The following is an 18,964-nucleotide window of genomic DNA, read 5'->3' on the forward strand; positions in this document are numbered from 1 at the left end:
TCACCAGTCACCAGTCACCAATCACCAGTCACTAATCACCTGATTCAATTTCAGCTTGTAATTTCGCCAATTCTTCGGGAGAGAGTTCATCTAGTCGCTTTTCTAAGAACGCTTTTTCATACTCTTCCCGTTGTTGATGGTAGGTCATTTTTTTACTCCCTGCACGGAAAAGATATGTGGCTAACCAACCTATTAAACCAACAACCAGTAAAGCTTGGCTCCAAATTCCAGCGTCTTGGCCATCTAAACCGACTAACTGTAATCCTACATAAGCCAGTCCACCAGCCAAAAAAACGCCCAAAGTAATACCGATTGCATCAATACGTCGCATGAGAGTTATGACCTACCAATATACTAAGTGAACAAATTAAACAATTTGTCTGCGCCGGGGTCGAACATTGGCAATTGGGGAGAGCAGCAACAGACCCGGAAAGAAGAAAAACACCAAAAAGTACATGAATCCACGTTCTACAGAACTGGCAGAATACCAACGCAGCTTGAGATAAAACATCACAATCATTGGTACTACCAGAAGATAAGCTCCCGCTAAAGCTAAATACAGTAGTGCTACAACCATAATTCTTTGTTTAGATTTGAGAATACCATTTGGTGCATCTACTACCCATGATATGCCCAACCTGTCAACTAAGGGAAGTATTGGTGATTGGTGATTGGTGATTGAGAAAAGACAAATAATTTCTCCCTACCTACCCCTGTGAGATATCCCTATCTCCCCTGAACCTGCCTATTTTCAAGAGTTGTAGCCAGCCAAGAAAAAAAAATTGCCAAATACTTGGCAAAATCATCAAAACCAGGTAAGATTGTGTTATAATGAAGATCGCCTGTTAAATGCGAGTGCATCAAACACCGTAGCTTGTGAAAAATCCAACTTAAAAAAAAGTTAAAAAAATTTTTTCAAACTACTTGCACAAAAAACGCAGTTAATGGTAAGATTACCAAAGGTGTTTTGAGATACAAAAGCAAAAAACCCTAAGTAAAAATCCTTTGGGAGTGTGGCGGAATGGTAGACGCTACGGACTTAGAAAACTGAGCCTTGATAGAGAAATCTTTCAAGTGGAAGCTCTCAAATTCAGGGAAACCTAAATCTGTCATCTAAGTGAACAGATATGGCAATCCTGAGCCAAGCCCAGAAGCTTTAGAGTTGAAAATTGAATTTGGAGTTAAATCCAAAAATCAAAATTTCAAAATTAAAATTCCGGGAAGGTGCAGAGACTCGACGGGAGCTACCCTAACGTAAAGCCGAGGGTAAAGGGAGAGTCCAATTCTCAAAACCTGTAAGGCAGTAGCGAAAGCTGCGAGAGAATGAAAATCCGTTGACCTTAAACGGTCGTGGGGGTTCAAGTCCCCCCACTCCCACTTTTGATAAATAAAGCTAATTATAGTCAGTGTGATATTTTCAGTTACACTGACTCTTTTAATTTTATTAATTACTCCTATCAATTACTCGCCTTTCATTATTACAGATAGGTAAAACTGATTATAAAACATTATCAATTTTAAAATTTATATGATTCAAAATTTTTGATTTATTATTTCTTAACAATTAATTGAGAATTATTTTTATTTATTCACGGTATTGCAATATTTTCAGCCTTCTGGTATGATTTAGAAGAATTTGTAAATTGCCTAAATAGTAAGTATTTTCAAGATTAATTTTGCAGCATCAGCTAGAAATCATTGCTATATAAGACTTTGCGAAAAGTTAAAAAATCAAATATACAAAACTTAACCAATTAACCAAGGTTCAGAAAAACTAATTTTCCCAGAAATTCGATGCTGTTATTTGAGGGTTCTAGCTCCTGGTATTGACAAATAAGACAAATCATGATATGTGCAACCCTTGATTTTTCCATCTGCGTTTATCTGCGTGTATCTGCGTTTCCTGTTGAGTACCTGTAACTTAGCTATAAAAACGTTCATCCAGGGAAGCTAAAGCAGCACCAGCGGTTTCAGCCAAAATACTGATGAGACGATAGAGAGCGATCGCACTAATTACCAAAGCAGCGGGGAAACGATGTTGTAAAAGAGCGATCGCAGTTGCTTCAAAAACCCCCAAACCACCAGGCGCACCGGGAACAACCAAACCCAAAACCCAAGCAAAACTAAAAGCACCGAATAATAAAGGAATTTGGCTTAATTTTACAGAAAATAAAGCATACATAGTTAAAATAAAACCAGTTCCCCGCAATCCTAAAAAAATCAATTCACCCAACAAAGGAAGCAGAGGATAGCGGTCAAGACTTAAACCATTAATAGACTGATTTTCTGATGTAGAATTTTGATTTTTGTTTTGATTTTTTAACCGATATAAAAAACGAATGATCGAGTTTAATACCCAAGGATGAACCGCACCCAGCAGCACAATTAAACTGAGAAATTGCAGAATTTGTACCCAAATATTAGTGTTATTAACTGCCAATTGACTACCAAACAAAACAACAGTAATTAAAGCCGCAGCAGCCATGAGTAAAGGTTCTAATAAAACGCTTAAAGTTGCAGTAACAGTAGAAATATTAGCATTTTTAGCCGCTAAGATACGCCCGTAATAATGCCAAACATTGCCAGGTAAATACTTAGCAATATTCGTTTTTAAATAAACTTGAATAAATTCAAAAGTTGAAACAGATTGATTAAACTCTTTTAATATCCAAGTCCAGATCCAACCAGCCCAAGTATGTGCCAGTAAAGTTACACCAGTAGCAATTGTTAAAGTTGCCCATCCTGCCGCATCTATACGGATAGAACTCACTTCTAGCCAATTATCCTTTAAAGCTTTCCCTAAAAAAAATAGCGTTCCCCCGAAAATGAACCAGCGTAAAGCGTTTTTCACAACTTTTTTCATTATTTGTAGAATTTAAGCATTAAATGGAGCAAGATCATTATATTAAATAATATCTCTCTATAGTTAGATAAAATCAAAAATTAATCACCACTAAAATGTCACCTAAGAGGTTGTTTGAAAAGTATTAGATGAAACCGATAATCTCTAGAAACCTAACCCCCCTTCCCTACAAGGGAATGAGGGTTTCAAAGCCTCTCCCCGCGTCGGGGAGAGGTTTGGAGAGGGGTTTATTTATACATTAAAAACTTTTCAAACATCCTCTAATAGTCAGTAGAAAAAGCTTCAGGATTTTTAAAATAAAAAGCATATAAAGCAAGTAATAGACCTGAATTACAGAAAAATCACGCAGTAAGTAAATAGACTTTTGTGATTCAGATTTTATGCTTGTATGCAGTCAAAAAAATACAAGGAGGATAAGATGAAAAGGCTAACTAATTGGTTACAAAATCTGCGACCATTGAAAATTTTAAGCATATTTTTGGCGTTAACATTCCTATGTTTAGCACAAGCTTGTAATCGTCCTAATATAGCGGGACAACCACCACAACCAGCGGCACAACCACCAAATGCGAAAAGATATGATCCGACAAAAGATTATCCTATTTCCAAATATCAAGGAGGAATGAATAACTTTAGTGATGTAGATCCCAGAGCGAGAGAAGCTGAAAAAGCAGCCAGATATAGAGCAGATCAACTCATAGAAAATGCTCGGAGAAATATTGAACGCAAGGGAGTTGATAGCACTGATCAATATATTCGTAATTATCGAGAAGGAACACCTTTTGGTGAACGGGTGAAAAACTTAGGTGAAGATGTGGGAAGTTCAGCGGAAGAGTTGAGAGAAGGAGTAACCAAGGGTACTCAAAGAGGAATGGAAAATCTACAGGAAAATGTGGAAAGAGGATTTAAAGATTTAACTAAAAATGTACAACGTGGAACGGAAGATGTTGGGAGAAATATTCAACGTCGAGCAGAGGATACAGGAGAAGCAATAAATAGGACTTTAAGAGAAGCGGATTGATATCATTGCCAGTGGTCAACTTATCATATCTGTTTGGGCTGGTAATTGGTAATTGGTAATTGGGTAAAATATGCAAAAAAAGTATTGGTAGGGTGGGCAATGCCCACCATTTTTTTATCAGACTTTTATCAGACCTATTGAACTAAAAAATGATTACTTGAAAGTTAATTTTGACTATACCAATTATGTAAAGCCAAACGTTGAATTTCCCGCCAGGGAATATTATGTTTTCGTGCTAAGTCTGCACAATCTTCATATTCTGGCTGCACATTGGTAATGACTTTTGCTGTTGCTTCTCCTTTCCAAGCAATTTTGACACCGACTTTACCATATGGGGTTTCTACTTGTTGTATTTCTCGTTGTAAAATACGACGTTGTTGAGTTGTGCGACGAATCCCTAAAGTTGTAGTTTCACGAAATAAAATTTCTTCACAAATAGCTAAATTTTCTGGATGACAAATCACAGTTAATAAAATTCCTGGACGTGATTTTTTCATCCCTATACTTTGAGTAAAGACATCCACCGCCCCAGCCGCAAATAAAGCATCAAATATATAACCGATCGCTTGGGGATTTAAATCATCAACTTGAGTTTCTAAAACTGAAATAGGTTCTAAATGTGATTCTGAATGGTGTTGTGAATGGTGTTTTGAATGATGCTCTGAATGATGCTCTGAATGGTGATGAGTATGAGCAACATCTGTAACAGTGGTTGGAAGATTTGAACTTTCACCAATCCACAGCCGTAGTATATTAGGTATGGGTAAATCAAGAGAACCTGCACCCAATCCTACTTGTTTGAGGGTCATTGGTGGTGGTGAACCAAAACTTCTAGCTAAAGTAGTGGCGATCGCTGCCCCTGTGGGTGTCACCAGTTCCTTGTCAATACCGTTGCTATAAACGGGACAACTCCGCATTTCCCACAACTTCAACACTGCGGGTACTGGTACTGGCATTTGTCCATGTGCCGCGCGAACAGTTCCCCCACCAGTGGGAAACGGTGAACAGTATATTAAAGGTAATCCTTCTTTATTTGTATTGATACCCAGCCAATCTAAACCCAAGCAAGTCCCCACAATATCTACAATCGCGTCTACAGCACCGACTTCATGAAAATGAACTTTTTCCGGTTCAATGCCATGAACTGCCCCTTCTGCCACTGCTAACTGGCGGAAAACGGCTAAACTCCAAGCTGTTGCCTGTGATGGTAGATTGGCGTTAACAATCATCTCTTCTATTTCTGGCAGGTGACGGCCATGATGATGAGAGTGTTCGTGATCATGATGGTGGTGATGGTGATGTACTAGGTCTACATGAACCTTAGTTGCTTGTTGTGTTTGCCGATGGACAAGTTCTGACCGTAACTGGTATTCCTGCTCAATTCCTAAACCATTGAGTTTTTCTATCAGATACTCTACGGGAACACCCAGACTTACCAAAGCACCCAGACACATATCACCGGAAATTCCCGTGGGACATTGAAAATAAGCAATTTTATTCATAAATTATTTGGGTAATGGGTAATGGGTAATTGGTAATTGGTGATTGGTAATGGGTGATTGGTGATTGGTGATTGCAAATACTATTCACCTATAACCCATAACCTATAACCTGTTACCTATAACCTATAACCTGTCACCTGTCACCTGTCACCTGTCACCTGTCACCTGTCACCTGCTATGGCCAAGATTTTTGAAATTCATCCTGATAACCCTCAAAACCGCCGTATAGAGGATATAAAGTTGGCGCTTTCTAGTGGCGCTATCATGCTCTACCCTACTGATACAGTCTATGCCATTGGTTGTGATTTGAATGCTAAGTTGGCGGTGGAAAGAGTGAGACAAATTAAGCAGTTAGCCAATGATAAACCACTGACTTTTTTATGTCCTTCACTTTCTAATGTGTCTACTTATGCCTTCGTAAGTGATACAGCCTATCGGATTATGAAGCGTTTGATACCAGGTCCCTACACTTTTTTGCTACCTGCTACCAAATTAGTACCGCGACTGGTGCAAAGTCCTAAGCGAAAAACAACAGGAATCCGCGTGCCAGATCATAGGGTATGCTTGGCATTGCTGGAAGCGTTAGGAAATCCGATTATTTCCACTTCGGCACATTTACCACACAATGACACAGATGATGAAATATTAGGAGTAGATTCTGAATCTATTCTGTCAAGAGTAGAGCTATTTGACCGTTTAGATCACTTGGTGGACATCATTATTGATACAGGTGAAGAACCTACGAATCAAGTGTCTACCATTTTAGACTTGACGGATGAAGAACCAATAATTACACGGAGGGGTTTAGGTTGGGAAGCAGCAGCAGCTTGGGTATAATAATTGAGCTTTACAGATTCAACCCTCTGTTTCGCAAATTGTGATAAATATACTCCAATTTTGACTCCAATTTTGAAATTGTCATACCAAAAAACTCTGGGATCACGGAAAATGAGATGGCGGCAAATATCAGCATTGCTAGGGTTTGAATCATTTTTAGCGTCTTCTCCATACCGATATCTCACCTTTAATCTGGTTGCTGATCAAAAAAGCGACATACTTGACAGGCCCCTTAACTTCTGAAATTTCCTACAGTCTTATATGTCAACAGTATCTGCGGCGAGTCTTGATAGATGTATGTCAGCAAGATTCTCTGATGATGACTGGACGTAAGAACTGTGTCTGCGTTTTAGTTAAGGTGCAATACCAACTCCAGGAAAAGTCATGAAAGCTAACTTCGTCAATCTGCCAAATTCTACAACTGCTTTTGATAGTGATGATTCAAGTGAAGATTTATCAGCTACTAATTCTGAGACTTTAGTGCAGCTTCTTTGTCAGGAAATGCAGTCTCAAGTCAAGGCTTCATCTCGATGCGTGCAATCTGTATCAGAGCGCATTACCAAAGAAGTAGAACGGATATGTGATAAAAGTTCCCGCATTCAAACTTCTGGGCAAGTTAGGTCTTGGCAGATTACTTTAGCAAGACATCGTTTACAAAAGTGTTTGCGTTACTATCAGTTGGGTTCTCGGCAAGGAAGGGTAGAGTTACATAGTAGTTTAGGTGCTATTGTTTATCGTCACGTTACTCTTGCTGGCTCTGAATTGGGCTTTGAAGCTCGTTATAATCTGATTGAGGATTTTCTCCAAGCTTTTTATATCGAAGCGATTAAAGCTTTTCGTCGGGAAAATGAATTAGCTGAAGATTATACTCCCCGGACTCAGTTACAATTAGCTGAGTATATGGCGTTTACGGAACAGTATGCTAAACGTCGGATTAATTTACCTGGTGGTGCTAATCAACAGTTAATTGTTTTACGCGCTCAAGGTTTTGCTCGTCGTCAACCCCAGGAAACTACTGTTGATATTGAAATGGCGGTTGATTCTGCTAAAACTGAAGAAGCGGAGTCTTATCAACGTAATTTAGCGGTGCAGCAGATTAGATCCCAGATGGTTGCTAAACCTAGTTTTGATCCTTCTGAGGAGTCGGAACGCGATCGCGTAATTACAGAGTTGATGAAGTATCTGGAGTCTCAAGGCCAAGCTGACTGTATGAATTATTTGTCTTTGAAACTTCAAGATTTGTCAGCACCGGAAATTGACCAAATTTTAGGTTTAACTAGTCGTCAACGTGATTATTTGCAACAAAGATTTAAATATCATGTTGAAAAGTTCGCTAAACAGCATCATTGGCAATTAGTACATCAATGGTTGGGTGCTGGTTTAGAACATAAGTTGGGTTTGTCTTCTCAACAATGGGAAGTGTTCTGGAATCAATTGACTGAACAGCAACAGAAAATCTTTGAATTGAAAACTGCGAAGGAAAATGATCAAGCGATCGCTAAGGCTGTACAATGCACTCCCAAACAGCTACAAAAACGCTGGACTCAAATGTTAGAATTAGCTTGGGCTATCCGCAACGGTAATGTTGAAGTTAAGGCCTGATCATTCTCTGGTGAAATTGTTACATTTATCTGCATACCTAGCCAACTTATACACCTGTTTCTACAAAATAACCTTCTCCTCTATTTCTCCCCCATCACGGGAGAATTAGAGAAGTAGTTATCACAATTAAAAATTAAGAATTAAAAATTAAAAATTAAGATCCCCGAATTCTTTTATTATCCTGTCAATAAATTGTGAATTGATCGTAAAAGTCTGGGATCTGGATATCAAAAATTGCTATAGCTGAATACTTAGGGTTTGCTGAAAAAGTCTTTTCGTTAGGAGTCAGGAGTCAGGAGTCAGGAGGAGGTTTGAAAATTTCTTTACTATCTCTAGAAATCCAAAAAAATGCACACTTTTTCAGGTATACCCTTGAAAACCCTTGCACTTTTTTCCTCTTTATCAGCCTGTAACCTTTGTTCTATCTGGGTTTTACATTTATTCAGCAAGCCCTACTTACTTCAAATCTTTTTTGTCTGAGTCAGGATGTCCAGGATTTAAGGATTTAGAGGATTTTAATTGATCAATTATCTGTAAATATTGAATCATAATAAATTTATCTAAACAAGTATAACCCCAACTTTTTAAATAATTCATGTCAATAAAATATCAATCAAACAAGAATTTGGGGATATTTTGATTTTTCAAATCTTTTTTGTCTGAATCAGGATGTCCAGGATTTAAGGATTTTCAGGATGGTAATTGATACATTATTTGTGAATATTGAATGATAAGAAATTTATTTTTTGCTATTTTAGCAAGAGTTAATAAGTAAGTTTTATCAACTCCAAAAACATCTCAATCATTATTTTCATTATAAATGAATCTTTAAATAATTTTCCCAAAAATATATTAAAAATACTAAAAAAATTTCATCCTGAAAATTCTTAAATCCTGGATATCCTGATTCAGAGGGTGTTTGAAAAGTTTTGGATCGTGATTTTAGGCACTTCATGATAGCGAAGCGTGGCGTAGCCATTCCCCCCTAACCCCCCTTAAAAAGGGGGGAACTAGAGTCAAAGTCCCCCTTTTCAAGGGGGATTTAGGGGGATCTATAAATATTTGATACACCATCAGCGACTTTTAAAACATCCTCTCAGACAATCAAAATTTAGACTATTAATCAATAATCATCCAAAAACATCCTGAAAATCCTTAAATCCTGGATATCCTGATTCAGACATCCTCTAATAAGAAGTCACTAAAACCTCACTAATATTACCCCGCTTATTAGCATTAGAATTAATTAATCTGGCAGCGGAAATTGTATGAATATTAAACCCACGATAAAGATCACGAATAAAATCACAATCTGAATTTGCTAACATTACCTTAACACCTTTATGAGCCAATTTTGCAAATACATCTCTTAATTGTTGTTGCTGTTCTTCCCCAAATAAATATTTACTATAAGCTGTAAAATTACTGGTTTCACTCACAGGATGATAAGGAGGATCAAAAAACACAAAATCATCACTGCTAGTAGCATAATTCAAAACTGTGGTAAAATCTGCGTTTTCAATGTCTGCTGTAGCAAGTGCTTTTGATGCAAGTCTTAAAACATCTTCCTGACAAATACCAGGATTTTGATATCTACCCAAAGGTACGTTAAATTTACCTTGAGAATTGACTCGATATAAACCATTAAAACAGGTTTTATTTAAATAAATAAACCTAGCTGCTTTTTCTAAATCTGTTCCTTGCGAATTAGAACGTATTTTATAATAATAATCTCCATGATATTTAGTATGTTTTTCCTTGTGTTTTTGTAGAAGTTCAATTAACTCATCAACATGATCTCTAACACAGCGATAAGTAGTAATTAAATCAGTATTAATGTCAGTTAAAAAAGCTTGGGCAAATATGTTTTGTGGTTGCAAATGAAAAAAAACCGCCCCTCCACCTAAAAAGGGTTCATAATAATTCTGGTAATTTGTGGGAAAATATTTTTGATATTGAGAAATCAATCTGCTTTTACCTCCCGCCCACTTTAAAAAAGGACGCGGGTAAGTTGTTTGAGAAACTTTACTAATCATATATATTTATATTTCTATATTTCTATTAAAATTACTAATTACCAATTACCAATTATCAATTACCCATTACCAATTATTTATTTTATATGAATTGAGCAATTTTCAACCCTATAGACTACAATTAAATTAAATAAGCACCTGAAAACAAACTATAGTTTATAACAAGGCAGTCTATATTCAAATGTTTGATGGATTTTGGGATAACGTATTTCGCTACCCCCGGTACTTGGTTACTATCGTCTTAGGTCTTTTGCTGAATACCTTTCAGCCATTGATGCCTTTTTTAAAACGCCCAGTTACTCTAATAGCAGTCCTTGGTTTATTAGTAGGAGGGTTCTTTTTCGTAACTTTGACTCTCCGGGCGATGCTGGGTTTGAGTACAATCTAAACTAAAACCTGAATAGGGTTTAAACATCAGGGCAATTGCTGTAAGTTTTACAGCTATTATCCTGAATTTGCATCTATATCATATCGTACAACCTCTGTGAGAAGGCGGAATTTATATGGCTACAAATCGCCGCGTTTCCCGCGTTGCTGAATTAATTAAACGGGAAGTTAGCCAAATGTTGCTCAACGGTATTAAAGATGACCGTGTGGGTACAGGAATGGTGAGTGTCACCGATGTAGATGTTTCCGGTGACTTGCAACACGCTAAAATCTTCGTCAGTATTTATGGGACTCAGGAAGCTAAGGCTGAAACAATGGAGGGTTTAAAATCAGCAACTGGTTATGTCCGTAGTGAACTAGGTGCTAGAGTAAGGCTGCGTCGTACTCCAGAAGTGATCTTTGTGGAGGATCGCTCTCTTGAACGTGGTACTAAAGTGCTGAGTTTATTAAACCAACTTCAGCAGGAGCGTCAAACAGAAAGTATTGCAGAAGATGAGGAAGATTTTTCCCAATAGTTAACTTAATATCCAGATCCCCGACTTCTTGAAAAAATCGGGGATCTATCATCTATTTTACGTTTAATTATGTTGATGTAATTAAAAATCAAAAAATTAAAAATCAAAAAATTAAAAATACTTAATGGAATTATAAGATGAATTTTTTGTTAATTAAATTTTGTATCACTGATTACGAAGATTCACAAATAGAAACCAGCACAGTTTAAAAATTTTTAAAAAATGTTTAAAAAATTGTTAACAAATGCTGGCTATAAAATTTAGTGGTGTAACTTAGCCATTGTGGTAAGATTTCAAATTTTTAGATATTAGATTGGCAATAGCCTGATGTATCTAAATTTTGCAAATCTATGTGTCGCACTTATATAATATTAAGTATAAAAAGCAACTAAATATAACGATTTCCGGCACAAAATACCAGGTATATTTTTTTGGTAAAAATCCATGATAGTCTGGCTAGAAAAGGCTTGACAAAGGCTAAAAGTAATTATTGGGAATCTCAATCATGATTTGTTGATACATAACATGAGAAAATACGAGATTAAATTGTAACCATAGGTATATAGATATCAAAGTGTGAACCTGTTAATAGTAGCTGCAAGGCATTATCAATCAGCCAAATTCTGGATGTTAAGATGCACAATTGTAAATGGAGTTAATCTTAATGTTGTGTTTCCTTGACAAACTTAACATTTCTTTAGATAATTTACAGGTGTATAGCGTCAAAATGATAATAGTTCCGTATAGCAAACTACAAAACCTAGCCACAGGTCTAAATTATTGCCATTTTCTTTCCTGATGAAAATCGGGAATACTATCTAAATGTAAATTTGTGAGTAAAAACAATGAGTGTGAATACGGTGCCTTCTATCAATTACTACTCTCTCGACGTAATCCAGGACGAAGCACGCCAACTGGTGCAGAAGGGAATGGTGAGCCGTCAACAGCCAATATATACACTCTGCCAATACATTCCTGCTAGAGAGTGGGTTTGTGTTGAATATGAATTGGAGAAGTGTGACTTTTTATTGCGCGATCGCATTGGGGATTTAATTGGTCGTGAAGAATGGGAAAACGACTAATTAGAATCCAAGGTTGGTTTTAAATCGGGTGTTGATTTTTGATGTGTGGATCTAACAGGAAATATTTACCTGTCCATCATCTATTCTCAACTATGAACACAGAACAATTAAAGTCTGAATTTATACTACTTTTCCAGTCAGCGATTTTGGCGATGGCCTCAGCCAGCCCATCGTGATTTAGAATCAGTAGTCATTATTTTATTTATACTTGTCCAGAGTTCATGGCTTTGGACAAGTATATTTTTTGTCAGGAGTTCAAGGAGTCAGGAGTCAGGAGTCAGGAGTCACAAGGTAAATATTTCTCCCCAGTCCCCAGTCACCAGTCCCCAGTCACCAATCACCAGTCCCCAGTCACCAGTCCCCAGTCACCAATCACCAGTCCCCAATCACCAGTCCCCAATCACCAGTCCCCAATCACCTATCCCACCTGTTCTAAATACTGGTTAATATCCTCAATCATGCGAGTGAGTTCAGTTTCTGTGGTTAAGCGAATACCAACATTACGAACTGTTAACAGCACTTTTGCAGCAAAGGGGGTAGGCCAGATATTGGGATTACAAAAAACTTCTAAAAATATCTCTCCTGTGTAGCGATATTCTAAAGGAGGTTGGGGAGTAACTTTACTACCTGCTGTGGGTTTAGCTGCAACAGCTTTGAGACTGAGCATTAATTGATCTATTGCTGCTTTTAATTCTCTTGCTGCTGCGGGTGAGAAGCTGAAAGATATAGAACCATCTGCTAGATTTAATGTTAAAGGGGTAGAAGACATAAGGCTTTTTGATTAAAACTTCTTAGTAATTAGATATATTATCAATTGAAAATTGAAAATTGACAATTGACAATTGAAAATTTTTTCATGGGTATTATGGCATGGGATTTTAGCTGATTTTATTTAAAAATAAATCTCAATAATTTGGTGAAAAATTGAGAGTTTATAGAGAAGAATATTCGTTACAGTGTAAGACTTTGAGACATTTTATTTGTGTTGATTTTTGCTTTAGGTCTTAAAGTAGAAATTATAGATCGTGATGTGATCAATTTGCTATGACTTACGATAACCGTGCGGAAGTGCAAAAGGTTTTAATTATTACCCTTCTCCTCAATTTATTCGTAATGGGACTCAAAGCATTTGTGGGGTACTCAACAGGTTCTCTGAGCTTGTTGGCTGACGCATTACATAGTGTTACAGATAGCGCCAATAATGTTTTAGGATTAGTTGCTAGTAAATTTTCTTCCCCCCGCCCAGATCGAGAGCATCCCTACGGACATCATAAATTTGAAGCTGTGGGTGCTTTAGGAATAGCGGCGTTTTTAGGAATAGCTTGTTTTGAAATTCTCCAAGGAGCTATTGAGAGAATTATTAAAGGTGGTTCACCTGTAAAAATATCGGGTTCTGAGTTGTGGTTATTGCTAATTGTATTAGGAGTAAATATTTTTGTCGCATTTTATGAACGTAATGTTGGTAGGCGGGTAGGTAGTTCAATTTTAATTGCTGATGCTACACATACAATGAGTGATGTGTGGGTGACTATTTCTGTTTTGGGGGGGTTAATAGGAATTTGGTGGTTAAATTTTCAATGGTTAGATGTGGTGTTAGCTTTTCCTGTAGCTTTGTTAGTATTTTGGAGTGGATGGTCAGTTTTAAAAGAGAATTTACCTTGGTTGGTGGATCAGATGGCGATCGCTCCTGAAGCTATTCATGCGATCGCAATTTCTGTTCCTGGTGTGATTAATTGCCATGATATCGCTTCTCGTGGTGTTTTGGGTCGTCAAGTTTTTATAGAAATGCACTTAATAGTAGATGCACCAGATGTAGAAACTGCTCACCGTATTACCGAAGAAGTAGAAAGTCAACTACAACAACGCTTTAGTCCAGTGAGAATTTTAATTCATGTTGAGCCACCAGCATATAAATCTGAAAGTATTACCTTTGAAAATGGAGCAACTTAAAATATTTTCATTTTCAGGATATTTTCATTTTCAGGATATTTTCATGTAAGTAGGGGTTGCTGAAAAAGTCTTTCCGTTGAGGCAGGGAACTCTTAACAGGGAACAGGGAACAGTTTCAGCTATCTGTCATCCCCAAATTTTTGGATTTCTTAGCCCCAAAATGCACAGTTTTTCAGGTCTAACCTTCAAAAATCTTGCACTTTGTTTCCTATTGTTCAGCCCCAAACCTTTGATTTATCTGGGTTTTGCCTTTATTCAGCAAGCCCTACTTACACCCCACCATCATCATCACTTTCACGAGAAAACAGTAAATTCCAACTTTCACCAGAATTTAACCAACCTGATCTGCGATTTTTAGAATACAAACAGATAGATGTACAAGTTTCATCAATTCTCACTGCTGTTAATCCTGGTAATCCCGCTTCTTCTAATTTATCATATATCCAAGCTGCAATTGCTTCACTGGTTGGTGATTCCAAACCCGTAGATTCATTTAAATAATAATGATCTAAATAATTATCTAGTAAGGGTTGGAGATATTTTTTAATATCTGAATAATCCATCACCATCCCTTGTTTAGCACCTTCTTCCACTAAGGTATTAGCAGATATATAAACAACTCCACGCCAACTATGTCCATGCAACCGAGCGCATTTCCCGTCATGGTAAGGTAACTTATGTGCTGCCTCAAAGCGAAATTCTTTACCTATTAACCATTGATTATTAGTCATTCTACTCCTGTATATTATATATATTATATTTGTGTATTTACAAAGAAAGTGTTTCATCAATATTCATACCAATTCTGTATGAAGATGCGCCAAATTATATAACGAACCGCAAAGGACTCAAAGAACACAAAGAAAGAGGTGAGAAAATTTAAAAACAATCTCTCCATATCCCGGAAAATATTCATCCAGGATATCAATTATTGTTTGTGTAAATTCATGCCAGACTATTTGCATCAAAAATACTCCCTTGAATAAAGTCACAATCTAGTTTTTTACCATTTTTATTTTTGATATGATGGTTTTTATGTGGTGATAAAAGTTTTTCTCCTTGATATTCTGTCCATTCTAAAACCCGTCTTAAACCAATTTTTAAATATTCTTCTTGCAGTTCTATACTAATATATTTTCTTCCTAAACGTTTAGCTACAGCAGCAGTTGTAAAAGTCCCCGCAAAGGGATCAAGTATTAAATCTCCTTTGTTACTACTTGCTAACATCATTCTTTCTATTAATGATTCTGGTTTTTGTGAAGGATGATTTTCATACTCTTCCATTCTATATCTCACACGGGGAAAATACCAAACATTCCCAGGAACTTTTTCTGTATTATAAGGAGTAGGAACAGATTTTCTGTAATCAATCAATTTACGTTGTGAACCAGTTTTTGCTTCAATTTTTATCTGATCTGAATTAAAAGTATAGTTATTTTTATCTTTCACACAATGTAAAATGGGTTCATACATTGAACCAAAGTATTTTTTAGCTTGCACACCAGAACTATCATAATGCCATATTATCCGACTGAGAATAGTTAATTTTTTCTCAAGTAAATATCAAAATAAGGCATTGCTTGGGTACTAGACATTACATAAATTGTACCATCTGGTTTGAGAATACGAACACACTCATCTAACCATTGATATGACCAGTTTAAATATTCTGCTTCTGATTCCCATTTATCATAAAAATCACCAAATTTTTTACCTATATTATAAGGCGGATCAATAATTATTAAATCTACTGTTTCTGAGGAAATATGATTCTTTAATATGTTGATTGTATCACCATGAAATATGATATTTCCCTGTTTTTCATAAGATTGAATCATAATTTATCTCAGAATTTAAGTAAGTAGGCTTAATTAATTGTTAGATAGTGGAACAGGCTTCTAGCCTGTTGACGGGCAAGATGCCCATCCCACATTTTATATTTAATTGCAACCAGCTACTTAAAAAACAAACCACTCCAGACAAAGAGAACACAGAGAAATAAATTTTTTCCCGAAGTTAGCAGTCAGGAGAGAGTAGGGGTTTAGCACTGCTAAACCCATACTACTGTCACCTGTCACCTGTCACCTGTCACCTATTCCCATTCTATAGTTCCAGGTGGTTTGGAGGTAATGTCATAAACCACACGGTTCACACCTTTTACCTCATTTACAATTCTGGTAGCGATCGCTTCTAGAACATCATAAGGTACACGCGCCCAGTCTGCTGTCATCCCATCTTCACTAGTGACTATCCGTAAAACTATGGGATAAGCATAAGTACGTTTATCACCCATTACACCCACACTACGAATAGGTAATAATACGGCAAAGGCTTGCCAATAGTCATGATACAAGCCGCGCTGATTGATTTCTTGGCGGACAATTAAATCAGCATCACGTAATATATTTAACCGTTCTGCTGTCACTTCGCCTAAAATCCGAATCGCTAAACCAGGTCCGGGGAAGGGTTGTCTTTGAACAATTTCTTCTGGTAAACCTATGGAACGGCCTACTTTACGAACTTCATCTTTAAACAGTTTCCGCAAAGGTTCAACAAGTTTAAATCTTAAGTCTTTGGGTAAACCACCAACGTTGTGATGACTCTTAATTTTCACTGCTACTCGTTCACCGGTTTTCGGGTCAACGTTAGTGTCAGCAGATTCAATCACGTCTGGGTAAAGTGTACCCTGTGCTAAATAGTCAAAGTGACCAAGGCGTTTGGATGTTTCCTCAAAAACGCGAATAAATTCATGGCCGATAATACGGCGTTTTTCTTCAGGATCGGTAATACCTGCAATAGCAGAAATAAAGCGATCGCGGGCGTTGACATACTCTACGTGAATATGAAACTGTTCTTCAAACAATTTTATCAATCTTTCTGGTTCTAATTTCCGCATAAAGCCTTGATCAATAAACACACAGGTTAATTGATCACCTATAGCTTTATGTAGCAAAAATGCTAAAGTTGAAGAATCTACACCGCCAGAAAGTGCCAATAATACCCGTTTATCTCCCACTCTAGCGCGAATTTCTCGAATTGCTTCCTCTACAAAAGCCGCAGTCGTCCAGGTGGGTTCACAGTCGCAGATGTGGTAAACAAAGTTACGAATTAATGCTAAACCACCCAGGGAATGTACTACTTCAGGATGAAACTGTACACCATAAAGTTTTGTATCATGATTAGCAATAGCCGCACAGGGAGTATTTTCTGTATGTGCTAATAATTCAAACCCTGGTGGCATTTTTGTCACTGAGTCACCATGACTCATCCACATGGTTGTACCATCTTCGACGTTGGTTAACAAGTCCGTGGGATCATCTATATATAATGATGCTTTACCATATTCACCCCGATCCGCTTTGGTGACTTCTCCTCCCAGTTGGTTTACCATCAACTGCATCCCATAGCATACGCCTAAGATGGGGATGCCTAATTTCCAAATTTCTGGATCACAATGGGGCGCGTTTTCGCTATAAACTGAATTTGGACCACCAGATAAAATTATCCCTTTGGGGTTGAGTTTCTGTAAATGTTCTGCTGTGGTGCGATAGGATAGCACTTCAGAATATACTTGAGTCTCGCGGATACGTCTAGCGATTAGTTCTGAATATTGAGAACCAAAGTCTAGAATAACAATCATTTGGCGATTTAACTGCCCCATATTTTCCTGGTTTTGGGGTGCTGCTTCGGTTGGTAGAGTAACCGCTGTATTCATGATGGTGAAAGTGTGTCTTTGAGAATAACAATGAAAAGATGTGTTACCATTTCTGGCTTTTTTAGGTCACTGATGGTTAAAAACCTGTTTCAAGTACCTAAATACATAGACGCAACAGGTGTCGCGTCTGTGTAGCCGATAAATTTGGCTTATTATTAACAGCGAAAAATCAATCTACAGTAGGTATACAAAAATTATTTATTTGCTTTATTTAAGATTATTCATATTAAGTTAACATAATTTTTCCATTAGGACACAACCAGTTTTACTCTTGATGATAATTTCTCGGTTGCGATCAAAAAGCACAGAACCGCATACTGTGGTGTTAATATCTCGGTCACTATGACTTTTAATATATTCTTGAGAGCGAATATCAATGGTTTCGGCAATGCTGCTATAAATTTGAGCAGTCCAGTTACTAGCAGTTTTGCTATCTAAGTCTCGGAGATGTTTTAAAGCTGCTTCTGCGGTGGGACTGTGAAATACTCTATTTATCTCTAAAGCTGGTAAACTGGCGATCGCACAATGGGCAGCTAAAATTTCCCGTCGGCCATCTGCTAGGTGGTGATGGGTGTGAAAAATTCCCCCTGCTAATTTCATTAGTTTACCGTGATAACCAAATAATAAGATTTCTTTGACTCCTAAAAGATTTGCTTCGACTAATAAAGGTCCTAACCAGTTGGCGGTTTTTACTAGTTGTTGCGGGTTTATTCCCCATTTTTGTGCTAAGTCTAAACCATTTTCGCCAATACAAAAAACTAAACTTTGAAACTCACTAGCTTTATTTTGTAAATCACTGCGAAAAGCTGTTAGTTGATCTGGTGTGCTTAAAGGTTGGGAAATACCGCTTGTTCCTAATAAAGAAAGTCCTTCAACTACACCAAAAGCAGCGTTAGAAGTTCTCACAGCCAGCGATCGCCCTTCTGGTAAAATAATTGTGACGATGATTTTTTCCCCTGGTGCTAAAAGTCGCTGTAGGTTTTCTTTGATTAAATTTTGGGCATAAGTATAAATCGCTGCTTGATTTTCATTATTTAATTGTTTACCAATTCCTTCTCCGCCTTTAATAATAACACTTTCACCATCTCCCGTATACCATTCTACTGTTGCCCAAATTGGTGTATTTTTTGTTAAGTCTAGATTATCACCCGGATCACTGCGAGTAATAGCTAAAGCTGTATTTTCCGATATTCCCGCTACTTGCTCAATCAGTATTTCTACAATTTCAGCAGGTGTAATTAAGTCAATATTAACTACATTCAATGGTTGATGATGACGCAACCAATGTAAAGCCGCAACAGCAGCAGCACAGGCAAAAACAGGGAGAGTGTAACCAGAACGAGACATGATAATTGATAATTGATAATTGATAATTGATAATTGGTAATTGGTGATTGGGTTATTAACTTCCTTTTCCTCCCCTGCTTCCCCTGCTTCCCCTGCTTCCCCTACCT

At 37.2% G+C, this 18,964-nt stretch carries 18 protein-coding genes; 7 read left to right on the forward strand and 11 right to left on the reverse strand.

Features of this window, described 5'->3' with window-relative positions:
- Nucleotides 1-31 precede the first annotated feature (31 nt).
- The 3 genes from K2F26_RS11195 to K2F26_RS11205 all read right to left on the reverse strand — a co-directional run bounded on the left by K2F26_RS11195 (nt 32) and on the right by K2F26_RS11205 (nt 2,863).
- A complete protein-coding gene (locus K2F26_RS11195) occupies nt 32-331 on the reverse strand; it encodes a DUF3007 family protein (RefSeq protein WP_220611533.1) in 300 nt (99 codons plus the stop codon).
- Nucleotides 332-367: 36 nt separating this feature from the next.
- A complete protein-coding gene (gene ndhL / locus K2F26_RS11200) occupies nt 368-580 on the reverse strand; it encodes an NAD(P)H-quinone oxidoreductase subunit L (RefSeq protein ID WP_371851453.1) in 213 nt (70 codons plus the stop codon).
- 1,341 nt (nt 581-1,921) lie between these two features.
- A complete protein-coding gene (locus K2F26_RS11205) occupies nt 1,922-2,863 on the reverse strand; it encodes a lysylphosphatidylglycerol synthase transmembrane domain-containing protein (RefSeq protein WP_220611534.1) in 942 nt (313 codons plus the stop codon).
- Nucleotides 2,864-3,281: 418 nt separating this feature from the next.
- Between K2F26_RS11205 and K2F26_RS11210 the strand changes: the two genes are divergently transcribed.
- Nucleotides 3,282-3,884 carry a ring-infected erythrocyte surface antigen domain-containing protein gene (locus K2F26_RS11210; protein ID WP_194058155.1) on the forward strand — a complete coding sequence of 201 codons (603 nt, stop codon included), beginning with the start codon at nt 3,282-3,284 and terminating at the stop codon, nt 3,882-3,884.
- A 164-nt stretch (nt 3,885-4,048) separates the two neighbouring features.
- Here K2F26_RS11210 and larC read toward each other — a convergent pair whose 3' ends face one another.
- Nucleotides 4,049-5,386, reverse strand: a complete 1,338-nt coding sequence (larC, locus tag K2F26_RS11215; RefSeq protein ID WP_220611535.1) for a nickel pincer cofactor biosynthesis protein LarC — start codon at nt 5,384-5,386, stop codon at nt 4,049-4,051.
- Between the two features lie 177 nt (nt 5,387-5,563).
- Here larC and K2F26_RS11220 point away from each other — a divergent pair, with 177 nt between their 5' ends.
- The gene (locus K2F26_RS11220; RefSeq protein WP_220611536.1) at nt 5,564-6,223 is read left to right on the forward strand and encodes an L-threonylcarbamoyladenylate synthase; all 660 of its coding nucleotides are present in this window, start codon (nt 5,564-5,566) and stop codon (nt 6,221-6,223) included.
- Nucleotides 6,224-6,607: 384 nt separating this feature from the next.
- The gene (locus K2F26_RS11225) at nt 6,608-7,825 is read left to right on the forward strand and encodes a HetZ-related protein (RefSeq protein ID WP_220611537.1); all 1,218 of its coding nucleotides are present in this window, start codon (nt 6,608-6,610) and stop codon (nt 7,823-7,825) included.
- A gap of 1,187 nt (nt 7,826-9,012) precedes the next feature.
- On the opposite strand, the gene K2F26_RS11230 is transcribed toward K2F26_RS11225, so the two are convergent.
- Complete coding sequence (locus tag K2F26_RS11230) at nt 9,013-9,861, reverse strand: DNA adenine methylase (RefSeq protein ID WP_220611538.1); 849 nt, start codon at nt 9,859-9,861, stop codon at nt 9,013-9,015.
- Between the two features lie 181 nt (nt 9,862-10,042).
- On the opposite strand from K2F26_RS11230, the gene K2F26_RS11235 reads away from it, so the two are divergent.
- The 3 genes from K2F26_RS11235 to K2F26_RS11245 all read left to right on the forward strand — a co-directional run bounded on the left by K2F26_RS11235 (nt 10,043) and on the right by K2F26_RS11245 (nt 11,845).
- Nucleotides 10,043-10,249, forward strand: coding sequence for a DUF751 family protein (locus K2F26_RS11235; protein ID WP_220611539.1), 207 nt, complete (start codon nt 10,043-10,045; stop codon nt 10,247-10,249).
- A 115-nt stretch (nt 10,250-10,364) separates the two neighbouring features.
- Nucleotides 10,365-10,763, forward strand: coding sequence for a 30S ribosome-binding factor RbfA (gene rbfA / locus K2F26_RS11240; RefSeq protein WP_096568313.1), 399 nt, complete (start codon nt 10,365-10,367; stop codon nt 10,761-10,763).
- 845 nt (nt 10,764-11,608) lie between these two features.
- Nucleotides 11,609-11,845: a DUF4327 family protein gene (locus K2F26_RS11245; protein WP_096568309.1), complete on the forward strand. Its 237-nt coding sequence runs from the start codon at nt 11,609-11,611 to the stop codon at nt 11,843-11,845.
- Nucleotides 11,846-12,263: 418 nt separating this feature from the next.
- On the opposite strand, the gene K2F26_RS11250 is transcribed toward K2F26_RS11245, so the two are convergent.
- Nucleotides 12,264-12,614: a hypothetical protein gene (locus K2F26_RS11250; protein WP_220611540.1), complete on the reverse strand. Its 351-nt coding sequence runs from the start codon at nt 12,612-12,614 to the stop codon at nt 12,264-12,266.
- Nucleotides 12,615-12,889: 275 nt separating this feature from the next.
- Here K2F26_RS11250 and cdf31 point away from each other — a divergent pair, with 275 nt between their 5' ends.
- Nucleotides 12,890-13,795, forward strand: a complete 906-nt coding sequence (gene cdf31, locus K2F26_RS11255) for a CDF family zinc efflux transporter Cdf31 (RefSeq protein ID WP_220611541.1) — start codon at nt 12,890-12,892, stop codon at nt 13,793-13,795.
- Nucleotides 13,796-14,064: 269 nt separating this feature from the next.
- Here cdf31 and queD read toward each other — a convergent pair whose 3' ends face one another.
- The 5 genes from queD to cbiD all read right to left on the reverse strand — a co-directional run bounded on the left by queD (nt 14,065) and on the right by cbiD (nt 18,857).
- Nucleotides 14,065-14,526 carry a 6-carboxytetrahydropterin synthase QueD gene (gene queD / locus K2F26_RS11260; RefSeq protein WP_220611542.1) on the reverse strand — a complete coding sequence of 154 codons (462 nt, stop codon included), beginning with the start codon at nt 14,524-14,526 and terminating at the stop codon, nt 14,065-14,067.
- Nucleotides 14,527-14,740: 214 nt separating this feature from the next.
- Complete coding sequence (gene yhdJ / locus K2F26_RS25055) at nt 14,741-15,295, reverse strand: adenine-specific DNA-methyltransferase (protein WP_251073313.1); 555 nt, start codon at nt 15,293-15,295, stop codon at nt 14,741-14,743.
- 41 nt (nt 15,296-15,336) lie between these two features.
- Nucleotides 15,337-15,633 carry a DNA methyltransferase gene (locus K2F26_RS25060; protein ID WP_251073314.1) on the reverse strand — a complete coding sequence of 99 codons (297 nt, stop codon included), beginning with the start codon at nt 15,631-15,633 and terminating at the stop codon, nt 15,337-15,339.
- 254 nt (nt 15,634-15,887) lie between these two features.
- The gene (gene guaA / locus K2F26_RS11270) at nt 15,888-17,510 is read right to left on the reverse strand and encodes a glutamine-hydrolyzing GMP synthase (RefSeq protein WP_220611543.1); all 1,623 of its coding nucleotides are present in this window, start codon (nt 17,508-17,510) and stop codon (nt 15,888-15,890) included.
- Nucleotides 17,511-17,741: 231 nt separating this feature from the next.
- Nucleotides 17,742-18,857, reverse strand: coding sequence for a cobalt-precorrin-5B (C(1))-methyltransferase CbiD (gene cbiD, locus K2F26_RS11275; RefSeq protein WP_220611544.1), 1,116 nt, complete (start codon nt 18,855-18,857; stop codon nt 17,742-17,744).
- Nucleotides 18,858-18,964: the final 107 nt, after the last annotated feature.

Origin of the sequence: Sphaerospermopsis torques-reginae ITEP-024 (assembly GCF_019598945.1) — a bacterium.
In the GTDB taxonomy this organism is placed as follows: Bacteria; Cyanobacteriota; Cyanobacteriia; order Cyanobacteriales; family Nostocaceae; genus Sphaerospermopsis.